The sequence below is a fragment of the Solitalea lacus genome, from assembly GCF_022014595.1.
Taxonomy (GTDB): domain Bacteria; phylum Bacteroidota; class Bacteroidia; order Sphingobacteriales; family Sphingobacteriaceae; genus Solitalea; species Solitalea lacus.
On sequence record NZ_CP091740.1, the window covers coordinates 3,468,433 to 3,494,757 of the forward strand.

Annotated in this window: 24 protein-coding genes; 8 read left to right on the top strand and 16 right to left on the bottom strand. The window is 36.9% G+C overall.

The window, feature by feature from the left end; translation table 11 throughout:
* Nucleotides 1-191: 191 nt before the first annotated feature.
* From L2B55_RS14870 to L2B55_RS14905, 8 genes are all read right to left on the bottom strand, one after another.
* Nucleotides 192-1,340, bottom strand: coding sequence for a FecR family protein (locus L2B55_RS14870; protein ID WP_237846949.1), 1,149 nt, complete (start codon nt 1,338-1,340; stop codon nt 192-194).
* Between the two features lie 117 nt (nt 1,341-1,457).
* A complete protein-coding gene (locus tag L2B55_RS14875; protein ID WP_237846950.1) occupies nt 1,458-2,048 on the bottom strand; it encodes an RNA polymerase sigma factor in 591 nt (196 codons plus the stop codon).
* 251 nt (nt 2,049-2,299) lie between these two features.
* On the bottom strand, nt 2,300-3,820 hold the full coding sequence (locus L2B55_RS14880; RefSeq protein ID WP_237846951.1) for an endonuclease/exonuclease/phosphatase family protein: 1,521 nt from the start codon (nt 3,818-3,820) through the stop codon (nt 2,300-2,302).
* Nucleotides 3,821-3,995: 175 nt separating this feature from the next.
* Entirely contained in the window at nt 3,996-5,948 is a 1,953-nt protein-coding gene (locus tag L2B55_RS14885) for an endonuclease/exonuclease/phosphatase family protein (protein ID WP_237846953.1), read from the bottom strand.
* 212 nt (nt 5,949-6,160) lie between these two features.
* Nucleotides 6,161-7,249 (bottom strand): endonuclease/exonuclease/phosphatase family protein, encoded by a 1,089-nt coding sequence (locus tag L2B55_RS14890; protein ID WP_237846954.1) that lies wholly within the window; start codon nt 7,247-7,249, stop codon nt 6,161-6,163.
* A 208-nt stretch (nt 7,250-7,457) separates the two neighbouring features.
* Nucleotides 7,458-8,921: a SusD/RagB family nutrient-binding outer membrane lipoprotein gene (locus tag L2B55_RS14895; protein ID WP_237846955.1), complete on the bottom strand. Its 1,464-nt coding sequence runs from the start codon at nt 8,919-8,921 to the stop codon at nt 7,458-7,460.
* Nucleotides 8,922-8,960: 39 nt separating this feature from the next.
* Nucleotides 8,961-12,377, bottom strand: coding sequence for a SusC/RagA family TonB-linked outer membrane protein (locus tag L2B55_RS14900; RefSeq protein WP_237846956.1), 3,417 nt, complete (start codon nt 12,375-12,377; stop codon nt 8,961-8,963).
* 38 nt (nt 12,378-12,415) lie between these two features.
* Nucleotides 12,416-13,468 (bottom strand): FecR family protein, encoded by a 1,053-nt coding sequence (locus L2B55_RS14905; protein ID WP_237846957.1) that lies wholly within the window; start codon nt 13,466-13,468, stop codon nt 12,416-12,418.
* A gap of 273 nt (nt 13,469-13,741) precedes the next feature.
* Here L2B55_RS14905 and L2B55_RS14910 point away from each other — a divergent pair, with 273 nt between their 5' ends.
* Both L2B55_RS14910 and L2B55_RS14915 read left to right on the top strand, forming a co-directional pair.
* Nucleotides 13,742-13,987: a hypothetical protein gene (locus L2B55_RS14910; protein WP_237846958.1), complete on the top strand. Its 246-nt coding sequence runs from the start codon at nt 13,742-13,744 to the stop codon at nt 13,985-13,987.
* Nucleotides 13,988-14,027: 40 nt separating this feature from the next.
* Nucleotides 14,028-14,183, top strand: a complete 156-nt coding sequence (locus tag L2B55_RS14915) for a hypothetical protein (RefSeq protein WP_237846959.1) — start codon at nt 14,028-14,030, stop codon at nt 14,181-14,183.
* Between the two features lie 102 nt (nt 14,184-14,285).
* Here the strand turns inward: L2B55_RS14915 and L2B55_RS14920 are convergent, their stop codons facing one another.
* Complete coding sequence (locus L2B55_RS14920; protein WP_237846960.1) at nt 14,286-14,759, bottom strand: thermonuclease family protein; 474 nt, start codon at nt 14,757-14,759, stop codon at nt 14,286-14,288.
* Between the two features lie 205 nt (nt 14,760-14,964).
* Nucleotides 14,965-15,570 (bottom strand): RNA polymerase sigma factor, encoded by a 606-nt coding sequence (locus L2B55_RS14925; RefSeq protein WP_237846961.1) that lies wholly within the window; start codon nt 15,568-15,570, stop codon nt 14,965-14,967.
* A gap of 171 nt (nt 15,571-15,741) precedes the next feature.
* Here L2B55_RS14925 and L2B55_RS14930 point away from each other — a divergent pair, with 171 nt between their 5' ends.
* The gene (locus tag L2B55_RS14930) at nt 15,742-16,374 is read left to right on the top strand and encodes a TetR family transcriptional regulator (RefSeq protein ID WP_237846962.1); all 633 of its coding nucleotides are present in this window, start codon (nt 15,742-15,744) and stop codon (nt 16,372-16,374) included.
* Here the strand turns inward: L2B55_RS14930 and L2B55_RS14935 are convergent.
* Nucleotides 16,327-16,599, bottom strand: a complete 273-nt coding sequence (locus L2B55_RS14935) for a CBU_0592 family membrane protein (protein ID WP_237846963.1) — start codon at nt 16,597-16,599, stop codon at nt 16,327-16,329. The two genes, L2B55_RS14930 and L2B55_RS14935, sit on opposite strands and share 48 nt — an antisense overlap.
* A 161-nt stretch (nt 16,600-16,760) precedes the next feature.
* On the opposite strand from L2B55_RS14935, the gene L2B55_RS14940 reads away from it, so the two are divergent.
* From L2B55_RS14940 to L2B55_RS14950, 3 genes are all read left to right on the top strand, one after another.
* Nucleotides 16,761-17,132, top strand: a complete 372-nt coding sequence (locus L2B55_RS14940) for a hypothetical protein (RefSeq protein WP_237846964.1) — start codon at nt 16,761-16,763, stop codon at nt 17,130-17,132.
* Nucleotides 17,133-17,226: 94 nt separating this feature from the next.
* Nucleotides 17,227-17,745, top strand: coding sequence for a ferritin (locus L2B55_RS14945; RefSeq protein WP_237846965.1), 519 nt, complete (start codon nt 17,227-17,229; stop codon nt 17,743-17,745).
* Between the two features lie 162 nt (nt 17,746-17,907).
* Nucleotides 17,908-18,315 (top strand): DUF983 domain-containing protein, encoded by a 408-nt coding sequence (locus L2B55_RS14950; protein ID WP_237846967.1) that lies wholly within the window; start codon nt 17,908-17,910, stop codon nt 18,313-18,315.
* On the opposite strand, the gene L2B55_RS14955 is transcribed toward L2B55_RS14950, so the two are convergent.
* Nucleotides 18,302-19,192, bottom strand: coding sequence for a helix-turn-helix domain-containing protein (locus L2B55_RS14955; protein WP_237846968.1), 891 nt, complete (start codon nt 19,190-19,192; stop codon nt 18,302-18,304). The genes L2B55_RS14950 and L2B55_RS14955 overlap by 14 nt on opposite strands.
* A gap of 112 nt (nt 19,193-19,304) precedes the next feature.
* Between L2B55_RS14955 and L2B55_RS14960 the strand changes: the two genes are divergently transcribed.
* Complete coding sequence (locus L2B55_RS14960; protein WP_237846969.1) at nt 19,305-19,961, top strand: YceH family protein; 657 nt, start codon at nt 19,305-19,307, stop codon at nt 19,959-19,961.
* A 49-nt stretch (nt 19,962-20,010) separates the two neighbouring features.
* On the opposite strand, the gene treF is transcribed toward L2B55_RS14960, so the two are convergent.
* From treF to L2B55_RS14975, 3 genes are all read right to left on the bottom strand, one after another.
* The gene (gene treF, locus L2B55_RS14965) at nt 20,011-21,588 is read right to left on the bottom strand and encodes an alpha,alpha-trehalase TreF (RefSeq protein WP_237846970.1); all 1,578 of its coding nucleotides are present in this window, start codon (nt 21,586-21,588) and stop codon (nt 20,011-20,013) included.
* A 74-nt stretch (nt 21,589-21,662) separates the two neighbouring features.
* Entirely contained in the window at nt 21,663-21,992 is a 330-nt protein-coding gene (locus L2B55_RS14970; protein ID WP_237846971.1) for a hypothetical protein, read from the bottom strand.
* Between the two features lie 12 nt (nt 21,993-22,004).
* Nucleotides 22,005-23,306, bottom strand: coding sequence for a DEAD/DEAH box helicase (locus L2B55_RS14975; protein WP_237846972.1), 1,302 nt, complete (start codon nt 23,304-23,306; stop codon nt 22,005-22,007).
* A 231-nt stretch (nt 23,307-23,537) separates the two neighbouring features.
* Between L2B55_RS14975 and L2B55_RS14980 the strand changes: the two genes are divergently transcribed.
* Nucleotides 23,538-24,569 (top strand): LacI family DNA-binding transcriptional regulator, encoded by a 1,032-nt coding sequence (locus L2B55_RS14980; protein WP_237846973.1) that lies wholly within the window; start codon nt 23,538-23,540, stop codon nt 24,567-24,569.
* 234 nt (nt 24,570-24,803) lie between these two features.
* Here the strand turns inward: L2B55_RS14980 and L2B55_RS14985 are convergent, their stop codons facing one another.
* Nucleotides 24,804-26,150 carry a Gfo/Idh/MocA family protein gene (locus L2B55_RS14985; protein ID WP_237846975.1) on the bottom strand — a complete coding sequence of 449 codons (1,347 nt, stop codon included), beginning with the start codon at nt 26,148-26,150 and terminating at the stop codon, nt 24,804-24,806.
* Between the last annotated feature and the right edge of the window lie 175 nt (nt 26,151-26,325).

A 26,325-nucleotide genomic window follows, 5' to 3' on the forward strand; every position in this document is an offset into this window, starting at 1 on the left:
GGGATTGATAATGAATAGGCTTCAACTTACGGCCGGAAATGTTGACGCATTTTCGGCCTTTTTTATAGTAGGACACTATAAATCAGTTATTAAAAAGCCTTGGAACTACCGAAGAATCGGCATAGGTGATTAGGGGTCTCTTTTGTAAACTTTCGTCATATTTTAATTTGTTTAGGTGGATTAGAAAATTATTATTTATTCTTCACTACGATTTTGTTGTCTTGTATTTCAAAATTAATCTGACCTGTTGACTCAAGCATTTCCAAGACGGCTGATAGATTTCTCGATCTTGAAATAACCCCGCTAAATGTTTGCTTAGATAATTGGTCGGTCTCATATTTAATTTCAACTGAGTACCACCTGCTTAAGGTTGTCAGGATTTGCGTTAATGGTTGCTGTCTGAAAACGAAATCACCATTTTTCCATGCTACAGCTTCTTCCAAGTCGGCAGGCTCTACCTTAATATCTCCGTTTATCTGATTAATTTGGGATTGCTGGCCAGGTTTCAGGATAGTCTCTTTTTGTAATTTATTATTTGATCTAAGGGAGGAAACGCGAACAGATCCTTCCAATAAAGTTGTTTTTACAGTGGCATCATCCAAATAAGCATTAATATTAAAATGAGTACCCAGCACCTGAACAACCTGCCCATTAGAAGTTACTTTAAATGGTTTCTCTTTATTATGGGCAACTTCAAAATAAGCTTCACCAGTTAACTCAACTAATCGCTCGTTTCCAGTAAACTTTGTAGGATATTTAAGGGAAGAACCTGAATTTAACCAAACCTTGGTTCCATCAGACAGTCCAATCTGGTAAGTACCACCATATGGAGTGGAAAGTGTGTTTAGAGCAGAACTAACATTTTCATTCCCATCAATCTTATCATAACTAAGCACCCCTTCCTGCATCTTCATAATTTTTACATTATCACGATTTTCAATAGCTCCATTAAGATGATCACTTAACACAACTATTGATCCATCAGATAATGTTAATGTAGCTTTATTTCCACCTGGCAGAATCTCCTTGGAGTTAGAAGTTATTTGTGGGTTATTTGATTCTCTAGCGAAAAAATAAATGCTAGTCGATAATAAAAGCAAAACAACTGCTGCAGCCGTATATCGTTGCCAGAGTCTAATTATTCTTTTTTCTTTCTGAGGACTCTTAGGTAAATGGCTCCATATTTCCGCTTCAATCTTTTCATAATCCAGCTCAGCAATATCTTGCTGCTCTTGCTGAGCAAGATCTAGATACCATTTTTCAATAATTGCTTTTTCTGAAGGAGAGCACTCCCCATTGAGATATTTACGGATTAATGCTTTGCCTTTTAAATCTTCCATACAGCTATTTTGCCAGATATATGGTTAAGACGGGTAACTAAAGCTTTTGTGTAATATAAATTTTGTTTTTTTTCAAAAAAACAAAATTTTCCAACTCAAATGCTCAAAAAAAGCGATTTAATGTTTTATCCAGATTTGAAAAAAATAGAAAATGGGAGTAATTACTTCTAACTTACTTCTTAGAATTTTAAGCGCGTTACTGATTTGCTTTTTAACCGTATTTTCACTGATAGCTAATTGGTCGGCAATTTCTTTATAGGGCAACTCAGCTTTTCGGCTGAGTTCAAAGATCTCGCGCATTTTAGGAGGGAGAAGCGAGATTTCTTTTTCAATTATTCGTGCTAACTCTTTTTCATGCATTTCATGTTCTATTGAAACTCTGTCCGAGTTAATTTCATTTTCAAGAATTAACAAATAATTACTTCTTACCTTATTCTTATCAATAAGGTCCAATACTCTATTTCGAACTGAAGCATAAAGAAATGACGATAAATTTGATGTCAGAGCTATATCAGCAGACTTAACCCATAGCATAGTGAAAATGTCTTGAATAATGTCTTTCGATTCTTCATCATTTTGCAGAATCCTGCGAGCATGTCTGAATAAAATCGCCCAATACCTCTTATAAATTTCCTCATAAGCTGCATGATTACCTTCTTTCAGAAGATGAAATAAGTCATTATCAGTTCGTTCTCTATATGATATCATTTAACTCGTTTGCAACGACGAATTAACAAAAAAATAATTGATAATTTAAAACTCACCCTACACAATCAAATGAAAAACAGCTTTTTAAAAAAATAAAAGACATTAACCTCAAGCCTATTACATAGTTTCTATCATTTAATGCAATTCCTTGAATCTGTATAGACACATTGAATCGTGAACCTAAATCCTTGAAGAAAAGAACGCAAACCTATCCAACAATAGTAGAGGAAGTTACTTTACAAATATCAGACTCAGTCTTTGAACTTAAATTCAGTAACCATTGCAGCATGATCTGAGGGGTATTTAACCGGATGTTTATCAATCACAAACGACTTTATTGCCTTCAGTTGATGACCTTTGTAATAAATGTAATCGATCCGATCTTTAAAAGCTTTTGGAAATTGCGGACTCCAGGTGATGCCTCTATCTTTTAATGGATCAGGATAAAGCTCGCGGAAGCTATCAATGAATCCTGCTTTTTGCATGACATTGCTTGCAGGAAAATTTATTACGTAGCCGCTATTGAGGTGACGGGTGGCTTCGGTATAATCAAGATGAGAACCGGTATTGAAATCACCACAAAAAATTACCGGAATAGCAGTTTGGCTGACATAAGGCTCAATTTTCTGCAGAATATTACGAAGTCGTTGAGCATTTACCTTGTCTTGCTGTCGTTGCCAATCAGCAGTATCAATGGGTTTCCCCTTTTCAATCATTTCCCAGTAATCAAAAGGATAATTAAGCCAATTGGTAAAAAACAGGATTCGTTTATTCTTAGCTAATCTGAGATAAGCCCCTCCGTTATAAAAGGGTTCATACCCATCCGCTGTTTCTTCTATTGGATAGCGGCTCATAATCGAAAGATTTGTACTCCGCAGATAAAAATAAAAGCCCAAGGCATCAGCAATTTTTGCCCCCGAACCATACGTCTCTTGCATCGAAACAATATCAGCTCCAGAGCTTTTGATAACATCCACAATACGCTGTACTCCAACTTCTTTACCCGTTTCATTGCCCCCATGCCAAATGTTATAGTTCATTACTTTAAAAGTGCCTATTACATGCATTTCTGCTTCTTTCTTTCCAGAGGAATAGCACTTTGCATATTCATTAATGAAATAAGTTGAAGGCAGTATCTGATCAAATACTTTTACTTCATCAATGCAGCCATTAAAAGTGTCCCATTCGCCAATATCGCCGGAAGGCTTACCGCCAATATGCAGTTCATCAGCAACATTAACACTGTCGAGGCCAGGCGTATAATAAATGGCAACGTTTAAACCATCATAATATAAACGGCTTTCTTTCTTGTCAGTATCATAAGTAAAAGCCAATAAATGCCATTGTTGATCCTTAATACTCTGTCGTTGTGGAGTGGGATTGTAATCGTAGCTTGTATTTGAATCACTGATTTTCCAATACCATGCTCCATTAGCTTGTGCACCAATACTCCAGCCAAACTGCTTTTTATTTTCTTCTTTTACTGCTCTTATGATCTCGTAATTGCTTTGCAAATTTTGAGCAGCTTTAACCCAAAGTACTATTGAAAATGATTGCTTATTGTTGTGTAATGCGTAGGGCATTTTAAGCACGTTTCGTTGAGACGCTGAAGCAGAAAGATCAAGTGCTGAGCCATTTAAAGATTTAATGGTATTGTAGCTGGGATCAGCATTAAAAGAATGCTGATAGATGGCGGTCTGGGCAAAGACGCTGGTTGTTAACAGGATGCCACTCAGGAGAAAAATAAAGCTGATTTGTTTTTTTATAATCATTATGTACACCTATCCTTCTAAAAATTTAGAACTTTTTAAAGTTTTCGAACGCTTCAATAGAGATAAAATAACCGGCTACAAATAACCATGCAGTCGGATTGTACTTGGTTACCATTTCAAAAATTTCTTTAACACAACAGTTGTTTATGACAATTTTTAAATGATCACCAACCAACTATTCTTTGATAATCCTTATTGTTTGAATTTTCTCTTGCGCAACTATTTGTATTAAGTAAATTCCATTTTTAAAAGCTCTTAAATCCAATGTATTGTGATCATTCATTTTGAAATTAATAGTCTTGTTTAGAATTTTTCTTCCATCCAAATCAGACACGAAAACTTGTGAAGAAAAATCCTCTGATGAAACTAAAGTTATCAGTCCGTTCGATGGATTTGGATAGGCTTTAATTTCTAAAGAAGTATTATTTAATGTTGATTCATTAGTTTTCTCGCTACTCGTTTTTATTGTAGGACCTGAAACGGTAGCTGGGATAGAGATAGTTGCAACCATTGCTTTATGATCAGATGGCCAAGGCAAGGTTGATGCTTCGAAAATATCATTTCCATTACCTCCGGCTGTTGCAACATTATAAGCATAAGAACTAACTGGTCCAACTATGGCCGCAGTAGTAGCCGTTACACCCTCTCCTTTATAAAAAATATAATCAATACGATCTCTTTCATCACTCAATGGAGTCCAACTGGTGCTCACTCCTCCGTTTGTGGCAACAGCTGGCCAAGTAATTCCTGGATTTAACACCTCATCAGGATAAACTTGACGATATGCATCTGTATAGCCATTATTTTTAAGGGAAAGCGTTGTGTTCCATTGATAAACCACACCATTATGATCGTATAAATTTGCTTGTCTTGCAGTCCAATCTAAGCAAGAAGGCTCGTTGAAATCACCAATTAACAGAACAGGACGAGTTTCGTTTTGCATGTACGAAATAAAAGCTACGATTTGCTCATCTCTCTGAGAGCCTAGATTTTGACCTGAAATTGCTGTTAAATTGGTTTCGGGTGCAAAGGGATTTAATGGATTCCATCCCGCATATGCTCCTGAACCACCACAAGCATAACCACGAGGTAAATAGGTAGCATAATAGGTGTAATCTAAATGCGAAGGGCAAACAACAACAGTAGTTCCATTTACATTCACATTATAAACAACAGTTGCACCATTTAATATTGGACCCGACAAACTAATAGGATATTTACTGATAATCGAAACATCAGAACCTGTTACATATCCTCTATAATACGTTTTGCCAACTGCCGCAAGATCGTTAACAATTTTTGTCGTCCAGTCGCCATTATAATTTCGAACTTCCGTAAAACCCACGATATCAGGATTTACTGAATTAATTACATCTCTGATGTAAGTCATACCATTTGCAACCGATGTTCCTTCCTGCCACACATTGAACTGCATCACTTTTAAAAGACTTGTTCCGGCCGAGGCAACTGTGACATAACCGTTTTTAGTCAATGTGTTTGATCCATTAGCATTAGTGGCTGTAAGCGTAACCGCATAAGTTCCACTTGTGGGATAAGTTACAGTAGGGTTTTTAGCGGTACTGGCTGATGGAGTTCCACCAGCAAATGACCACGACCATGAAGTTGGAGCGCCTGTTGATTGATCTGCAAATGTTGTTGATCCACCTGGTATTACGGAAGTCGAACTGGCTGTAAATGCAGCAACCGGTTCTATTGAAGCCGATACAACGATGAAATTAACCGCAGCCATAACAGTAAAACCATCATTTGCTAAAAGGCACACTTTGTAATTGCCAGCTGCTGCAATACCACCAGTAAAAGTGACTGTTCCACTGGCAATCTTTTTTTTGGCGGCAGTTTGTGTACCGCTTGTGTAAAGCCACCCAATATTGTTACCTGCGGCCGGTGTGGTAGTTTGAAGAAACAATCCAATCCAATCCTTTGACATTGTTGAGCCGGTGAAATTTACTGAAATAGGCTCACCTGTATTGTAGGATGCTTTATTTGTTGTAACTGTTTGTGCTTGCAACGTATTGCTGAAACAAAGCAATAACGCGAATAAAACAACAGCACGCAATTGGTTGCAAGCTAAATTGCTCGAACAACAAAAGAATATTGTTTTTTTCATAAGATGGATCTGGGGTGATATGTTTAGATTAAATATTATACAATACATCGCAGACTTAACTATGAATTACTCATACCGATATAGAACATCACCTCTAAACATACTTCACCTTTATCTTATCCAGCCCATATCAACTATGGTATTTATGGTTAAAGCGATATGTTTGTGAATCTCCGGGCTTATGACAAAACCAGAGCAGATCTATGTTTTTCTTACTTCTTTGTTATTTTGAATGTTGCTAATAATCCCTTATGATCAGATGGCCATATGCCATTGGGTTTAAGCAAAGGATCGGAAAGTGTCCTATCTTCAAAACCGCTGCCTCTTACAATGCAAGCAGAAGGACCTACCACGATTATATTTTGCAGCGTAATTCGTTTATCGTCATTATAATAGATAAAATCAATGCGGTCTCTTTCATCGGCATCGGGTGCCCAAACTAATTTTGACAATTCTGCATTGGCATTGAAAGCAGCCCATGTAAAGCCTGGGTATTTGACAGGATCAGGATATTTTACCCGATAAGCATCTTTATAGCCTTTGTTTTGCAGGGTTATACTATTGTGCCATGGCACAACGGTTCCGTTATGGTCAAACAGGTTTTTGGTTGCTTCTGTCCAATCGAGGTGCGATGGCTCATTGAAATCTCCTCCCATAATGATAATGCTTCCTTTTTTTTGTTCTTCGGCTGCATCAGCAACAAAAGCATTAATAGCTTCATCGCGCTTAGAATCAATATTTTGTTGAAGTATTGCGTTTACGTCCGTGATGGGAGCTGGCAACTTTTTCCAGGTAACACCATCGTAACCTCTTGGTAAATAGCATGCATAGTGCGTGTAATCAATATGAACAGAGTATACAGCAATTCTCACTTCTTTACTCGGCTGAAGGATAATCTTATCGAAATTACCTGAGTACATGCCCGCAGTGAAAGAAGCTATCTGGAATTTGGAGAGAATGCTTACATTATTATCGTAGAACGAATAAAAATTAGCTCCTTTTACTTTCAATGCACTAATAATGCGTTCGTTAAACTTGGTTCCATTATAATTACGAACCTCACTTAAGGTTACCACATCAGCCTTTGATTGTATAATTACATCAGCAATGGCATCAAACCCGCCATTGAGCATGGTGCCTTCTTGCCACACATTTAACTGCAATACTTTTAACTGCAAGGAATCGGTATCTACAGAAGGAGAAATCGTTTTAGGGCTAATAATTTCACTCACAGCAGATTTGCAGTTCCCTACAAATACAGCCATTATAAACAAGGCAACGAAAAGGAATCTTCTTTGCATAATTTTTAGTATACGAGAATTAAGATTAAAGAATAAAGATAACCATTACTTGAATTAACAGACTCTACATCAACAAGCATATAATATACTTGTCATGCTGAAGCACGAAGTATCCCTCCCAAAAGCGGTTCGGTTGCGGATTCCTCGTGCCTCGGAATGACACTAATAACCTACACTTAATGGCATTGTTAAATACCCACTTCAAATTCTATTGCAAAACCCACATTACTCCGTTTATATTATCAGACCCGGTATATTGACGTTGCACAGCAGCTTCAATATTGGTTTTATTAATTGTGTATTCGGCTTGCGGATACTTCCAGCGCTTAGGTATTTGCCCACCATTTAATGTACCAGGACCAACGCTAAAAGTTGGAAAGCCTGTACGACGCTGCTCAAGAAATGGCTCCCAGAAAGAGTTCATGAAAGATGCGATGTATTTTTGGGTGATGATTTGCTCTATAGCCTTTGCTGAATCAAACTTAACCTTAACACCGTCCTTGTAAGTGGCTACCGGAATTCCATAAAAAGCAAACGAAGCATCAATACCGGCATTGTAGTTTTGTTCAGCAGTAATGTAGCTTCCTCTTCCTGCAGGTATCCAACCTCTTGAGATTGCCTCTGCAATTAAAAACTGCTGCTCAGCAAATCCCATAAAAATTAAAGGCTCATTTACTTGATTTTCAACATACCTTCTTTTTAATCTTGAAGCGTTTTTAGAGGCTGTTTGCTGATTAGCAACGGTAAGACCGGCATCTACTCCTTCATAACTGCTAAACACATTAGGTGCCATACCAGATATAGGATCGCCAAAACTAAACAATCGAGAGTCATTCCTGTCCTTTAGTATGGTTACAAATCCTTTTTCCAAAGAAACTAAACTAGCTACCGTTGTGCTCTGAAAAAGCGGATAAGAATTATTGGCTGCAGAAGTATTGAAAACCAGTTGTCCATTATCAGCATTACCTGTCATTAACGGGTATTTATCTGGGTTACTAATTATACTTTGAAATTGCTGCTTGACATTAAGTTTTGCATTATTCTCTTTTTTAGAAAGATGAATAAGGATGCGCAAACGGTAGGCGTTCACCAGTTTTTTCCATTGAAGGATCTGCTGAGATTTACTTCCATAAATAATATCGCCGGCAAGAGTACCTTTACTAGGATCAAGGATGCTATTCGCTTCTTCCAGCTCATTTAAAACCCCTGCATAAATATCTTCCTGAGCATCATACTTAGGTTTTTGCACGCCCTCCAATGCTTTCAATGCATCCGAATAAGGTACGTCTCCAAAAGATTCCGTAAGGGAAATAAAATGAACAGCCCTAAAAAATTTTGCCAATCCTCTGTAGTTCACCTCTCCTGTTTTTTGAGCCATTTCATCCATCTTTTGTATTTGTCGTAATACATCATAAGCTCCATAAGCTGATGCCCCCCAACCGTAATTTATATTCACATTTGGGCGCTCATAATAAGTTAAGTGCCGGCTTGCATAAGCAGGATCTGCCGGCCAGCCATTAAAGGTGCTCACGCAAATATTGGTAAGTAAAAGTGCAGAAGAAGCTGAAGATGGATTATTGGGATTCTCCAAATAATAATCATGCTTTTTACACGATGAGAGCATTGCAAGTAGACATGCTGTTAATGCAAATAATTTATATAAAGGTTTCATTATAGTCTTTTTTAACACTGAATACAAAACATTTCCTTTTTAAAACTTTAGATTAAGGTTGAAACCGATATTTCGGTAAGTGGGCTCAGCCAAGTCAAAACCGTCATATCCATCAGGATCCATAAACGGAACCTTGGTGAACAGTAACAGGTTACGACCTACTACTGAAAAGTTGGCTGAACTGAAAGGTGTTTTCTTCAACAGCTTAGGAGATACATTATAGGTTAAGGCGACTTCTCTTAGTTTAACAAAAGTTTTGTCGTATAAGTTGGCCTCGTCAATACCATTGGTATAAGTGGTCATTACCCAATCAACATAATCCACTTTGGTGGTATTAGGTGCAAACTTTCTGGTATCGCTAATAATATTACCCTGCGGATCGTATTCTACAGCTCCTTCGGTAACCACTACCCCATCAGCCAGGTACGTGGCTTTTCCTGCATAGGAATCATCGCGATATTGGTTTGCTGTTGATTTGTGCATACCTCCCTCAAATAGTTTCGCTTCCAAACCGTTATACATTTTTCCGCCAATACGTCCGTCAAATGAAAAACTAAGGTTAAAGTTCTTGTATGCAATATTGTTAGTGATACCAAAATCCCAATCATGGCCTGTATAACCCATATTTACCGCTTGGTTAATATACTTTGGCAGACCTCCTTCCATTACGATCTTTCCATCTGGTGAACGCTCCCAGGCCCATCCGCGATATACATCTGTACGTTCTCCAAGTTTCACTCCATCTCTGATGCTGTCTCCTCCAAAATATTCTTTCACATAGTTTCTCAAGCGACTGTAGTTAAAGGCGATATCCCATTTTAAGTTATTGCTCTTAACTGGAGTGGCAGAAAGAATTAATTCAATTCCTTTTCTATTGTAAACATCTCCGTTAATAATTAAGCTGCTATAACCCGAAGCCTGTGAAAGCGGAATAGTTCTGATTGAGTTTTTATCCAGGTAATTGTAATAAGTAAAATCAACACCTATGCGATTGCTAAAAAACTTAAGCTCAGTACCCACTTCTCTTGATATAGTTCTGTTCGGTTTAAGTGCAGGGTCATATATTGAACCCGGCAAGTTAAGCGAAGGTGTACCATTCCATCTCGTACCACGTGAATAAGTGGGCAATGTATAATAGGCTGTAGGGTCGGAAGAAACGTCTGCATAGGCACTACGCAATTTCACAAAGGAAATAGCAGATGGCATTTTTACCATTTCAGATACTATTAATCCTAGGGAAGCCGATGGGTAAAAGAATGAATTATAAGGCTTTTGCAGCGCGCTCGACCAATCATTACGCCCACTTAGATTAAAGTACACCATGTTTTTATAGGCTATGTCAGCATAACCGTATACACTTTTTACTTCGCGCTCTATTAAGTTGTTAGTAGATTGAATAGGATCCCGGGAATTAGCAAGATTATAGCTTCCTGGAACACTTAGACCACCAACTGTATTGGAATTAAGAGACTTGGATTGCTCATAACGATCGGAGGCTCCTGCAGAAATAGTTGCACTAAAATCTTTCAGAAAACTCTTTTTATAAGTAAGCAATGCATCTGTTACAAGACGAAGGTTATTACTACTGCCTAAACTATATTGCCCAAACGGAGACTTTGAAGTTCCATAGTTAATAAAGCTATATGGTGTTTTAGTATCTGAAAGTGCATTATTTACAGTGGCTCCACCTCTGATAAGAAAACTCAGATCTTTGGTAATATCATAAGTTAAATTTGCCTGAGAAACCACCACATCATTTGTATAGTTTTTTAAGTACTCGTTTGCCAAAAACCAAGGGTTGTTGTACCATGTATAATTGTAGGTTTGTTGGTTGAGATCCTGTTTTCCCGCCTTCCAGTAATTACGCATATCATTAATATCTACTTCAGGCCCCATCCATAGTACGATGTTGTAAAAGAAGTTATTGGGTCCGTAACCAGTAGAAGGATAATTAGGCGTGTACTGTTTGTTATAGGATACTGTGGCTTCAGCCTTTAACTTTTCTGTTATTTTTAAACCGCCTGCAAGATTTAAAGTGGTGGAATTAAGTTTGGTATTTGGTACCTGGCCACGCTGGTAAACATGAGATAAAGAAATACGATAATCACTGCGATCGGTTTTCCCGGCCAAACTGAAGTTTGTTGTATTTAACAATTCATTGCGCAGAAACTTTTCCAAATTACTTTGACTGCGAGTTACCCATGGTAATGCTACCAGATTGCCTGTGTTAGGATCAACCGGGCTGTTGTACTGAGGAATCTCTACAAAGCCGCTGGCAGTGTTTGGGTCTTTTTGGTTTAGCTTTGGCCCCCATACGTATCCATAATCATCGTAGGTACCGCCGCCACGACCATCTTTAAATGCATACTGACCGTTCCAGCCCATACCATATTGATCCTGCGTTTCAGGAATGCGAAGAAATCCCGCCTGGAATTGGGTGGAAGTATTAAAAGACACCTCTACGCCGTTGGCGCCTCCTTTTCCTTTTTTGGTCGTGATCATAATAGCACCTTCTTTACCCAAACCACCGTATAACAATCCTGCTGCATTACTCTTCAATACGTTTACGCTCTCAATATCATCAGGGTTTAAGTTCCAAAAATCAGTACGGGTAGGCACCCCATCAATAACAATTAATGGATTGCCTCCACGCAAAGTGAGAGAGGGTGTTTCAAATAATGTAGATGAATTGTAAATGGACAAACCGGCCACTTTGCCATTAAGACTGCTGAGAACATTGGACTCTCTGGCTTTTTCCATTTCAGCACCCTTAACTTCCTGAGTGGCAAAAGCAATTTTTGCCTTCTCTTTTTTGATACCCAAAGCCGTTACTACCACTTCACCCAATGCTTTTGTTTCTTCATTGAGTATTAGATTTAAAGTGGTGATCTTTTTTGTAATCTGAATTTCACGAATTTTAAAGCCTACCATTTGAGCTACAAGAAAACTTCCTTCAGAAGCCTGAATTGAAAAGTTTCCATTAATATCGGTAGCGGTACTTTTGCTTGAATTTTTAATCAGTATTGTCACTCCCGGCAATGGTTGCCCATTCTCATCTCTAACAGTTCCTTTTATAAGGATCTCATCAGCAACTGTATTTGTATTATGTTGCTGTTTAACTAAAATATCCTGATCCTGTTTTTTAAATTCTACCGGAGCTCTTTGTGAAAGCTTTTCAAGCACCTCATTAATAGGTGCATTTGCTAAATTTAGGGTTACAGCTGTGCTTGTATTTAACTCATTATTATCATAGCTGAAACGATAATTGGTTTGTCGTTCTACCTGTTTAAAAACTTCGGCAATGGGCCTATTTTTAACATTTAAGCTCACATACTCGCCATTGAGTTTGGATTGGGCTTTGACGGTCAACGAGCTTAGGCATAACAGTCCTGTAACGAGCCGCAAGACTGACTGTTTAGGAACTTTAAAAGCATTACATAGTAATTTTAGATTCATATTTAGGTTAGATTTTAGGGTTATTATTTTTTTTAGAGCTATTTGACAATTACGGTATCACCTTTTATTTCATAACTTAATCCTTTGACGAAACAGATATTTTGCATCGCCTCTTTCATATTCTGCTCTGCAATTCGTCCTGTATAAGTCCATTTTTGTTTTGCACTTTCATTAATAAGCGTAATGCCATATTGGGCTTCTATCTTGGCTTTTAATTCAGCAAACGAAGCATTGGTAAACAAAAGCACTCCGTTTCTCCAACCGGTTTCTACCTCATTATTGAAGCTTTGTTTAGCAAGCCGCTGGGTCGACTTGGAGAATACGGCCATTTGTGAAGGAACCAAATGCATTGATTCATTATTCTTGATATTTGTAACTTTTACCTTTCCGGTTACAAGAGCTACTTTAACTGTTTGGTCTGATGGATAAGCCCGCACATTAAAACTTGTACCCAACACTCTGGTTTCCAACTTTCCGGTGGAAATTATAAACGGATGCTTTTTATCTTTTACAACTTCAAAAAAGGCTTCCCCCTCCAGTTCTACCCTTCTTTCGTCCCCACTAAATGTCTTTGGGTATTTTAGCTTACTATTGCCATGAATGGTAATTTTGGAACCGTCACTCAGAACCAGCGTGTTGGTTTGCCCTGCCTCTGAATAAAATTCAGTGTAAGCAATCAGTTGTTTGGTATTATTAGGTTGTATGAATTTGTAAATGCTGAATAATAAACTAATAGCAAATACAGTCATCGCCGCAATCTTTACCCACCCTGATAGACTGAAAATCTTTTTAGTGGTTTGTTTTTCGATTTGCGTAGTAACTTGGTTTAGCGAAGTGCTGTTGATATAGTTTTCAAGTTCACGTAAATTGTGTTCAAACTTTAGCGGTTGTTTGGTGTATGATAATGATTGAATCAGAATGATTGCTGCATTAACCTCTTCGCGCTTCTTCGGATTAAGTGCTATCCACTTTTTCCAAAAAAACACATCCTCTTCATTTGAATTGTGATGATAATTAAGAAATGATACATCACTTGCAAAGTCTTCTGCCCGGTAATTACTGTACTTCATTCTAAACTGATTTTCATTCATTTACTCATTAGTGTAAATGCATCAGTTTTTCTATCACACTTTTTCACTAATCCCACATAACAACCTGTAATACAGACACTAAAATTTTATCGAAATAAAACTGTAAGTACGAAATGAATGGGTAATGGGAGATTTTAAAAAGGAATCCTAGAGGATAATCAAATATGGGAGATTTTCTAAATCAATTGAAAATCAAGCCATTTTTAAACAGGTACTTAAATTGGTTTTAATCTGTTTTGAAATGCACTATATTGCTGTAAATCTTTCGTATAAATGAAATCACTTAACTCCATCAAAACAATTTTTCAATTGTTTGTTTCACTCATTTTATTATTCTTTCCAGTTATCAAATGTATTCAGATATTAATACACACTACCCAATCAGGTTATTGGGGAGATTTTACCGGATATGGGGTAACTTTTAATACAGGAGCATCAAATTCAGCATTTTTTTTGGGGATGTGTGCAATTGCAGGAGCTTATTTGTTAGTTAAGACGGAAATACCAACAAAAAAATAAATTTCTGTACCCATTTCAACTTAACTCAACTACTACCAATTTGAAGAATTCAAAACTTTTGATTGCACTGGTAATTATTGTCATTACACTGCCAGTACTTTTTGCATTTATGACTTCACTTTACAATAAGCCCACAAAAACCCGCATTCAGGTTGGTCTAACTGATAAAGAACTTGACAGTTTATTAAATAAATAGATCAGAAATAAATATTGTTTCAGTATCGAAAAAGCTACTGTTAAAATGAGTTTACTGTGGACTATGTGGATGCATTTTCTACACCATCGGCAAACCCAGAGATTAATTTTGATGTAAACTTTTATTCTTACGCCAAATCCATGGTTCGATAGCATTGGGTTGGCTCCATACGCCAATCTTTTTTCTTCTTGCTTCGATTTCTAATCTATCCCAAGCAGGGTTTTGGTCATATTTTATATAGTGCCATGCATAACCTGCTGATAATATTTCTTCATTTAATACTTTATTATTATTCAAATACACCAGACCAACACTTCGACCATATCTATCAACATCAGTTATTTTAACTTTAACAAATCTTTCAAAAACAAGATTACTTGTATACTTCTTTGCTGCCATTCCAAATGGCTGTGATTTTTCTGGACAATCAATACCATGTAACCTTATCTTCACCTGTACTTTTTCACTTGTTAATATAGTTATCGTATCTCCGTCTGCAACCGAAATTACTTTCCCTGTTACCTCTCCCTGGAGTAAATTATTTAGAAAGAAAACTAAAAATAAAATTACATGCATAATTTTCTAGATTATAGAAATAAATATATAGACAAAAAAATCATTAATAAACATAACTTTTTCCAACTGTTACATAAGGGCCTCTTCATATCAAAAGTTATTCTGGCAATCCGAAACGAATCCTACCTAGCCTTTGATGCCCCTACAGCATAACATCATTGATATTATCAAATGTGGGGAAATTTGAGATTTAAATAAAATTGAATTATGCTCGATCTTGCCTTTGAGGCATCATGACAAGAACCAATAATTGTGCCGCGGCAATTGCACCAATGCATACAATATATTTCTTAATTACTTTGAGTGCACGAGAAACTTGGTTATAAATAACGCTGTGGCGGAGCGAAGTAATGCTAGATATTTCGTCGTAGGAAAGATTTTCATAGAACTTAAGTCGAACCAACTCAAATTGGGTTGACGATAACTCGTTAAAAGCATTTAGCAATTTCTGTCTCAATGCTTCTGATTCCTGACCGCTGATCATCAAATCTTCGAAAGAGCACTCTATTTCAAATTTATCGTGATGCAAACTCGATAATTCATCATATTTTTCCAGCTGAACCAGTTCCTTTCGAATTTTTCTTCTTAAAATAGTTTGCAGATAGGATTTCACATAGGTTACTTCCGCAATAGTATCTCTACTATCCCAAAGTTCATAGAAAAGTTGCTGGATGCATTCTTCTACCAAATCACCATCAGTACAAATCCTACAGCCATAGGCATATAAATGCTTATAATAAGCTTTATATAAAAGTACAAAAGACTCTTTTGTACCTCCACGAAACTCTGACCATAAATTTGTTAAGTACACTTCTATAAAATCATTTAATATACCCCAAAACTATTCTGCCAACGTATGCTAATTATAAGGCAATTATAAAAAATTTATTGACTGAATGTTCAATTAATTTTTATTATTAGAATTAGATTTTTAAATCCAATCTTTTTTGGACATTTGTTTATATACATCATAACTATATTTATGGGAAGAAAAAGCCTTAAAGAAGACCGTCGAAAAGAGATTATTCAGGTGTTTTACCAAGTAGCCAAAAAAGACGGACTGGAAAATACATCCATTGCAAAAATAGCTAAGGTAATGGATATTAATCCCAGTCTGATCATTCATTACTTTCAGACCAAAGAAGACCTTGTTTATGGATTGATTGATTTTATTTTAGATAAGTATATGATGATCTATGGCAACTATACAAATAAACATGGGTCTGTAGAAATCCTGCTGAAGGTAATCGACAATATGTTTTCCAAGAAATGGAATACGTTAATTGATGACGGAGTATTTTACAGTTGTTATTCGCTCATATTCCGCCAAAAGAAGATTAAAAAAAAATACAAGTTATTGCACGACTCCCTTCGTGATGCATTAGCCGAACTTATTCAAAAATGTAAGGAAAAAGATGCACTTAATGTGCAAGACCCCCGATTTACTTCCGAGATTATTTTTGTCCTTTTGGATGGAGCCTATTATTACTTAAGTTTAGTGGATTCTAAGGATGAGTATAATTTAAAATTGGAACAGTATAAGCAACAAGCTTTAAAAATGGTAGGGTTAGATGATTTTGCGGTTTCTCATATAAATACCAATGATCGCATATAGGCCAATTACCATCCAAACACCATTTACGATTACGTTTGCATAATCTACAAAATTAAATGCATTGATAATCAATCCTAATGCACCAAAGACATTTAATAGATGATAGGTAATTCCATCTGATTTTAGTTTCCCCAAAGCAAGAAAAAGATAGGCTATAATAAAGAGAAAAGCCGCTATCCAGCCTAAAATCTTCACTAGTGGGTAAACAATCAGTATCTCACTCATTTCCTATTGCTAATAAAGCCTCAATAATAAGTAAATATTCAACGATTTATCCTGATCGGAGGAAAAATAAATTGACATAAAAATAAATTCAAACAGTTCGCATTAATTTCTTTTTGTTTTTTTTATTTGTAACCAATCTAAATAAACGTATTTTTGCACCGATGAATTTGGTTTGTAAAAACGAGTTAGGCGGAATTTATACTGAAGAATCAAAGACCAACCTCCTATTGGCGGTTAATGACAAGACGACTTCTTTACGTATTTGTGAGTTTTTGTTGCTGCGCCAGCGATTAAATGACGTTGATTGGGAAGGCATTTTACTTGATACCAATCCCGATGATGATTTACATCAGTTCAGCTTTACAGTAAGAAGCAAGGCTATTGTATTCGACCTTGCAGAAAGTCTTCGACTGCGTGATTTGGTGAATACTGCACATTTTTATTTTGCATTAAAAGATGTTCTTAACCGTTCAGGTGTTTATATGGAACATCATCTTAATATTCCTTCAGTAGAAGAATTAGTAGCGCTTTAATTAGCGCTATTTTTATTTAAACGGCTTCCAAATTACTTTTTTTTGGTATTCTTTTTATGACAATGACGTAAATTGGTATATAACTTATTTCGTCATGAAAACAGCATTAAGACTAAAAACATCATTACAAGAAAATATACAAGACATGCTGAATGATCAAATCAGCATGGAGTCTCATTCATCAGCAACTTATTTGGCCATGTCTGCATGGTGCACCGTTCAAGGATTACAAGGCACTGCAAAGTTCTTTCGTCATCAATCAGCAGAAGAACGCATACATATGATGAAAATCTTCGATTTTATTGCTGATGCCGGAGGACACCCTATTTCTCCGGAGGTAAAGAATATTCCTAAAAACTTTAATGATTTGCACGAGTTGCTTGTAATGGTTTTGGAAATGGAAATTAAAATCACTGAAAACTTCAACAAAATTGTAGACCAGTGTCATAAATCAAAAGATTATCAAACAGCTCGTTTCCTTGATTGGTTCTTGGATGAGCAATTGGAAGAAGAACAAACCGCTCGTCGTGCAATTGAATTGTATGAACTGATTGGAACTGAGGGTACAGGATTGTTCCGCATTGATCATGAAATTGAAAAATTAATGGCATAAAAGACAAATGTCTGTCTTTGAAAAGAAGGGTTGCTTTTAAAAGAAGCAACCTTTCTTTTTTATCATGCTACCGAATCATTAAAATCACCATTAAAACCATGTAAAACACCATAAGTCCTTGTATTCGGCTTTTAATTTTGAATTCAAATTAAATAAAGACTTATGGCTATCTCTAAAACACAGGCAATTATTCAGCAGAAATGCCCACGTTGCCGCGAAGGACACGTTTTTGAACACGCAACATATAAATTAGCCTCTTATGAAAAAATGCATGAAAAATGCCCTGTATGTAATCTTCGCTTTGAAATTGAACCCGGATTCTTTTGGGGTGGTATGTATTTCAGCTATGCATTAAATGTAGCCCAAAGTGTAATACTTGGCTTTTCAACCTATTATTTATTCAACAACCCTGCCGCTTGGGTGTATTTAACTATAATTATTGGCGGAATACTCTTTTTTATGCCTCTAAATTTTAGACTTGGCAGGATAATGATGCTTCACTTTTTCTCATTTATACCCTTTGACCCTACTTGTTCTAAGCAAGGAATAAACTCTGTTAAAGCTCATTAAAAGACCGTTTAAAGTTTTCAGGAGTTTGCCCGGTATACTTTTTGAAAAATTTGGTAAAATAAGAGTTATCAGCATAGCCCAAGCTATAGGCAATGGATGATATGCTTTCATCCAGGTTAATCAGTTTACGCTTTGCTTCTAACAAAATACGCTCTCTTATCACCTCCCCTGCTGATTTATTCAGCAGTTCCGAACAAACCACATTTAAATGATTCGAACTAATGTGCAATAAGGAAGCGTAATCTTTAGGGTGCTTGTGCTGGCTGTAATATTGATTTACCAGTTTTCTGAATTTATACAACAACTGTAAATGAGGCATGAGTGCTTCTGCTGGCTCAACTTTTTGCTCAGCCCTTGCCACCAAAATAAATAACGATAACAATAATAAGCGTACTTTGTCTTTGCCAAAAGGTTTGACTTCTTTCACTTCATGAATAATCTGCTTTAGCAATGAAGCTGCTTGTACCAATTCAGTTTCATTCAATTGGACTACATTCTCGCCCGTTATACCGTTCCAGAAACTAAATTTTTCCAAGTAACGGCTGTCAGAGATAAATGAATGAAACAGCTCCTCAGAAAAATTAATCACAAAACCATCCACTTCTCCTTCAAACTCCCAGCTATGTACTTGTCCGGGAACCATAAAATAAATTTGTCCCCTTTCAACCCTGAATCGTTCAAAATCAATAGTATGAAATCCTTCCCCCTGTGTAAACAACAACATATGAAAAAATGTATGACCGTGTCCTTTGTGGAGATTCGGATGCCTTTTAAGATATACGGAGAAAGGCTCTGCAGTAATATCTGCATGCAGCTGATCTACATTTTTTAATGAACAGATTGTGTAAACAGGAAGATTATCTTTCACTTTTTGCATTTGATACAAATATACTTGCTTGCACTACAAAGTCAGATCAACTGATCAATGGTTGATAAAGATATATTGAGGAGAAGGTTTTTTAGCCAAAATCTGTTGCTTATCTTTAGCCATGGAATCAACACAAACATTACCTTTATTAGATGCCGTTGAACAACGCGTATTGGGTGCGTTGATAGAAAAAAGCAAAACCACCCCTGAATATTATCCTCTTACGTTAAATAGTTTGGCTGCCGCCTGTAATCAGAAATCAGCAAGAAAACCCGTTGTTAACTTTGATGATGATACAATTATTGAAGCTTTAAATACCCTTAAAAAAAAAGGATTAGTATCCACTGCAACAGGAGGCACTAGTCGTTCAGTTAAATACAAACATAACTTAGGCATTGTTTTTCCGATTGTTCCGGCTGAGGTAACCATAATCTGTTTGCTTCTGCTTCGAGGTCCGCAAACTCCCGGCGAGTTAAACACTAACTCGGGTCGTATGTACGAATTTGAATCATTAGAAGAAATTCAAGAGATGCTGGAAAAGCTAGCCTCAGGCGAGCATCCGTTTCTGGTACAGTTGCCAAAGCGTCCGGGACAAAAAGAAGCCAGATATATGCATTTATTAGGTGGCACACCAACAATTGAAGACGAAGAAGAACCAGATATGCCAATTGCCAGCAGACCAATTGCTGAGTTAGAAGCCCGCTTAGCTAAAGTTGAATCTGAATTGGCCGAACTGAAAGAAAACTTTGACAAACTGATGAAAGAATTAATGGGCTAGCTCAATTTAAAACATTCTTGTTGGTAGATCAAGCTCAACAAGAATGTTTTTACTCCTTTTCATTTTTCAACCAAAGATATACTCCGTTTGTCCAGCCAAAACCATCCTGGGTTGGATATTCTCCTCCTCCTCCCTTAACTTCTGGAAAGAGCACATTGTATTTTTCCAAGAGCTTACCTGTTTTTTGATAGTTTAATTCAACTGTTTTAAGCCATCTGTTTTTTATAGTGTCAGCAAGTGCTTTATAACCATAAGCCCTTAACCCTTGATAAGTTATATATTGTAAAGGCGCCCATCCATTCGGCACATCCCATTGCTGATGGCTGAGAACTGTTGTTGATACAAGCCCACCTGGATATAAAAAATAATCAATAAGATGCTTAACAGACCTTTCTGCTTGATGTTCATCTGCCACTTTAAAAAACAACGGATACAGGGCTGCTAATGAAAATATCTGCTTGGTTTTATTCTGGACAAAATCATAATCAAAAAAGAATCCGGTTGTTTCACTCCAACAATATTTATTAATGGCCGTTTTTCTTTTCCGGGCTTTGCCCTCAAATATTTTTTGATTTTGATATTCAGTTTTGAGCTGGTAGGCATTGGCTATGGTTAACTCCAAAGAATACAAAAGGCAATTTAAATCAACAGGAATAATTTCTACTGTATGAATTGACCTGAGGCTAATTCCATCTTTAAACCAACGCGAGCTAAAATCCCAACCCGATTCACATGCTGCTCTGACATTGCGATATACTACCTGTTTATTGACAACATCTTTTGCCAGTTCAACATCCTCTCTATATGATTCTGGCCGGGGAGTAGTACTTTCATCCCAATACCTGTTTAAAACACTCCCATTAGGCAATTTTACAACTCTCCGGTAAGCTCGCATTGATGGGGTTAATCTATCTGCTCCATCCATCCAAAAGTTATATTCTGCTAATAGCTGAGGTAAATATTTTACATAGATTGAATCGCCCTTCTTCCGCGCAAGCAATTCAATCATTAATGAAAAATAAGGAGGTTGGGAACGACTTAAATAATACGTTCGATTACCATTCGGAATATACCCATATTCATCAATCAGGTATGCAAAATTATTAACCATATTCTCTACGTGCTGATATTTGTCCGAAGCCATTAATCCTAGCATCGTAAAATAGCTATCCCAATAATAAATCTCATTAAATCGTCCACCTGGCACTATATATGAATAAGGTAAACCTATAAGTGTTCCGTTTGACAAGCTTGATTTTCGTTCTAAAACATTCCATAAGCTATCCAAATGCTGATTAAGAGGAGAAAATAATTGTTGATCACCGTTTGGATGGGGAGGCGGAGGTTGAAAGTATTGCTTTACAAATTGGGACAAATTGAAATCCTTCCGTTTCTTTTCCACGGTATAATATTTCAAAATGGAGTCTGGTGGTAAAAGTGGAGTACAGTCTGCAAAGGTTTTGGAATCATGAAACACCCTGGCCATTTGTACGTCAACAAATAATTCCTTTAAATCTTTGTCGGGTATATACTGTGCTTGGATCTGGACTAAGAACAGTTGAAATACGATAACTAATCCAGTTACTTTTTTCAACAGCGTTTTTACATTCAGTTTTAAGTAGACCATAAATACAAACGCTTAAACCTTGTTACTAAATTTAACTGGTTTAAGCGTTGTTTCTAACAGTTCTTACAAAAAAACTAGCTTTTGTTTTGACTATATTTTCTCCTGGTTTCTATTTTTTGCAACTGACGCTGAATATAGGCATCGGCAATAACTTCCCCGGGCAACTCAGGATTTTCAGCTAAAGCCTGTTTTAAGCGATCCTCGTTTACGTCCGCTCTATATAAAATGTTAAGTAATCCTGAAAAATCAGCTGATAGCATTTCGTTAACGCGTGTAATTATCCTTTGACGCAATAACTGAAACTGCTCTTCGGCTGTAATAGGGATAGATAAGTCACTTTCTTCTATTGCCAAATCACGAGAGCTAAATGCAACTAATTCTTTATAATCATTTTGCTGGCTCATTTCAAAAGTAAATTAGCGTTTCTTATACTTCATTTTTGCCTTTTCCTTAGAGCTAAAATTATAATCTTTGGCATTTTTGGCTTTCTTTTCATGAAAAGCTTTGCCTCTCATCCCCTCCATTTCAGTTTCCTCAGCTTTTTTCTTTGCTGCTTTTTCCTTACTTGCACTATTCTCTATTATCACTCCCAAAGGAAGTTCAAAAGGCTCCATTTGTTTACCGGTGACCTGTTCAATTCTTCTTACTTGACTCAATTCTGTATCAGTTGAAAAAGTAATCGATAATACCTCACCTTCTGCTGTAGCATCCCTTTTCGTTACTCTCTCTACATAAGCATCAATTGTGTCAGGTAAATCAAAATGCAGCACAAAAGGAATTTCATTTAAAGCCACTTCCTCCAGACCTTCATTGGCTACTACCAAAATACGAACCGTTGCAGATGCTTTAAATTCTTCAATCGTTTTAAAGCCGGTCAAATCAAAAAACATTGGTTTAAGCAGTGCAACTTCACCATTCAACCTTCTGTTTAAGCTTTTATATAATTTTTGTGCATTAAAGCGAGAGTTTACAAATACTACGACTTTGGTAAAGTATTCATCGTCTCGCATTAAGAAATTGAGCAAATTGAGCTTTGTCTTATAGTTAGGCACCTGATACAAAATTTGCTCAACCGTTTGCAGCTGATTTTCTTCAGGTAACTCATTAACCTCAATCATAGAAGCGGCAGCATTCATAAACGGCTCAATTAGTTTACCGAGTTTATCATGATACACATCAGTACATACTAAACGCTGGCACTTTGTGATGCTCGTTGCGAGTTCAGTAATTGGCAGCTGCATACCTCTTTTAATCATTAAATCAGCATCATCAATAATCAATTGCTGCAAACGATTTACATTCAGTCCCGATTTTAGATAAATAGCTCTGGCTCTGTCGGGGGTAGTTACCACAACATCGCAACCGTTAGCAATGAGATTAATTTGAGATTGAATACCTCCTGTAGGCTGTAACCCCGCAATTCGCAAGCTGCTTCTATTGAGCAACTCAAAACGGGCAACCACTTCATCAATCTTCTCGGCACTTGGCACCAATACCAAAACTCTGGGGGTATCTTCGGATGCGTATTTCAACTTAAACAAAACGGCCAGTACATAGGCCGTAGTTTTACCACTTCCTTCGGGAGCAGAAACAATAAGATCTTGCCCTCCCAATATACGCGACATCACCTTTTCCTGAACCTGCTTTGGGGTTTCAAACCCAGCATCAGTCATAGCTGTAACCAGCTGCTTATTTAATTTTAACTTATCTAAAGACACAAATCCAATTTTTAGTACCAATTAGACAAAAATAAACAACTAAAAGCGCTATTTCCTTTAAAACAGATATATTACTGTAATTACTTTGCATAAGGCAAAGTTTGCCTTTTTACTGAACAAATATTATTACAAAAGAATATGAAGCTTTTATGAAAGAAGTATTAAATTTCACTTTTGATTTTTATACTGTTTTTTGTCTCCCCCATAGAGCTGATTTAACTGATTTTGAATATGCAACGTAAAAAGCTTCCGACCATTAAAGAAATTGCAAAACGACTGAAAGTGTCGACTTCAACAGTTTCTAGGGCGCTGCACAACCATCCTAGTATTGGTTATATCACTACGTTGCGGGTGCATAAAGTTGCCGAAGAGCTTGGCTATGAACCTAATCAAACAGCGATTTCTTTTAAACAGCGCAAAACTTACTCTATAGGGGTGTTATTACCCAATTTGTCAGAAGCATTTTTCTCAGCTGCTATCAGCGGGATTGAAAATTTTGCCGGCACAAAAAACTACAACGTACTATTAGGGCAATCGTTGGATGATCCTGAGCGTGAAAAACGAATTTTGGAAACCATGAAAACTCACCGGGTTGACGGTATGATTGTTTCCATTACAAAGAATACCGATAACTACGACCATTTCGATTTACTTAGAAAATACCGTATTCCTATTGTTTTTTTTGATCGTATACCGCTTCAGGAAGACATCAATTATGTAGCCTGTAATCTGGAATCGGGCTTATTGCAGGCCGTAAATTTACTTATCAAGCAAGGACACAAGAAAATCGGATTAATTAACGGTCCAGAACAACTTATAGCAAGTAATCAGCGTCAAGAAATTTACTTAAAAGGCTTGAGCGAGAATGGAATTAAAATAGATGAAAAACTAATCGTTTCATCTACCCTTTCAAAAGAAAGCAATCAACAAGCGACTTCTAAACTGCTGAGCCTGAAAGAACGCCCAACGGCGATTATCACTTTTAATGATTATGTGGCCCTTGATGCCATTGCAGTTGCCAAGGAACTAGGCCTGGCCATCAATAAGGATATTTCCTTTGTCAGTTTCGCCAATTTGCCAATTTGGGAATATATGGATAACAGACCATTGGCATCAATAGAACAATTTCCATACAAGCAAGGCGAAAAAGCAACTGAAATCCTGTTCTCTTGTATTGATGCAAATGACGTCGATACAGAGCAGGAAGAAACAAAAAAACCACAACAGATAATTTTAGACTCTGAACTGGTAACTCATAAATAAAATGAGCCTTACAGGTTATTAAACAGAGATCATGTCTTTAAAGCTGAATGAGTTTTAAAAAAAAAGTCGGGCCTAAACCCGACTTTCGTCAATCAATCTATTAATTATGAGAAAAGAACTACTTGTTCAATTTTAATGAAGCTTATTAAAAGCTATTTGAGATGAAAACCACTAGATTTGAATGAAAGCACCCGGCATTGGGTATTTATGCCGGATGCAATGCCCAATTATTTATTAAAAACCACTATCATCTAGTAGGAAAGTGTTCTTTTTGGTTTTCCATTTACCACGCGTAAAGTCAGGGAATTTCTGAGGTGTATTACCTTCCTTGATTGATTTCTCAGAAAGCGGGGTGATAACACTCATCGTAACCGAGTCATACACATCAATTGGTGTTTGTTTTTTCTGCTTAACTGACTGAATAAATGCATTGAACACAAACCAGTCCATACCACCATGTCCTGCACCTTCGGCATCTTTAGCATACTTTTTCCAAAGCGGGTGGTCATATTTCTCAAACCAATCTTTAGCAGGATCCCACTCATGAGGTTTGGTTTTATGCTCAATATGAACCGTTTTTGACACATCCATCCAAATACCTTTGGTACCCTGTACTCTAAATCCTAACGAATATGGACGAGGTAAGTGTGTATCATGGCTCAACAACAAGGTTTCACCGTTAGCACAGTTAAGAACAGTCGTTACGATATCGCCGTTTTTATAATTAAGTTTTGCATTAGGGTGACCAGGTGCTAATTCTTCAACATAAGCACCTAAACCTTTAGCCTTAGAAGCAAAAGAGACCAGGTTGGTAAAACGGTTTCCTTTATTAATATTAATGTATGGCATCATTGGGCCAACGCCATGGGTAGGATACAAGTCACCCTGACGATCAATATTATACTGTGTACGCCATTGGGCTTCACTAATGCCTTTAGATCCGTACTCTACACCTTTTCCGTACCAACTCTTACCATCATTGAACAATACTTGGCGTAAATCATGCTGATAACCACCTTCAAGGTGAACAATCTCTCCGAACAACCCTTCGCGAACCATGTTTAAAGCAGCCATAACATCTCTGCGGTAACATACGTTTTCAAGAGTCATGTATGGCATTCCGGTTTTTTCTGAGGTATTAACGATATCCCAGTGATCCTGAACGGTCAGACCAGCAATCACCTCACAACCAACATATTTACCTGCAAGCATGGCATAAACCGCTTGGTCGCGATGAAACTGCCATGGAGTTGCAATGATAACCGCATCAATATCTTTACGTTCAATTAATTTTTTGTATGCATCTACACCACCGGTATATTCTTCAGGAAGTTTTCTTCCAGCTTTTTTAATCATTTCGCGGGTACCACTAAGGGCCCATTCCTGTAGATCACAAATAGCAACAATCTCTACATCATCTCTCTTTAGAGCCTCGTCAATATGAGTTTGACCTCTTGCTCCTACACCAATGTAACCAAGTCTAACTTTATCTCCATCCTTACCAAAAACCACACTTGAAGGAAGGATGGTAATACCTGCTGCTGCAATAGCTGAATTCCTTAAAAAATCTCTACGATGCATAAATAATAGTTTATGTTGATTGAATGCTTTTTTAATTGCTTGTTAAGCAAACATATAAAAATGAAATCCGAAAAAATTAACGCAAACGTTTGTGTAAAAAAATAAAAAATTACGCAAACGTTTGATCGCTATATACCCCATTGCAGTTTTAACACAAACTTGCATCTTGCCTAAC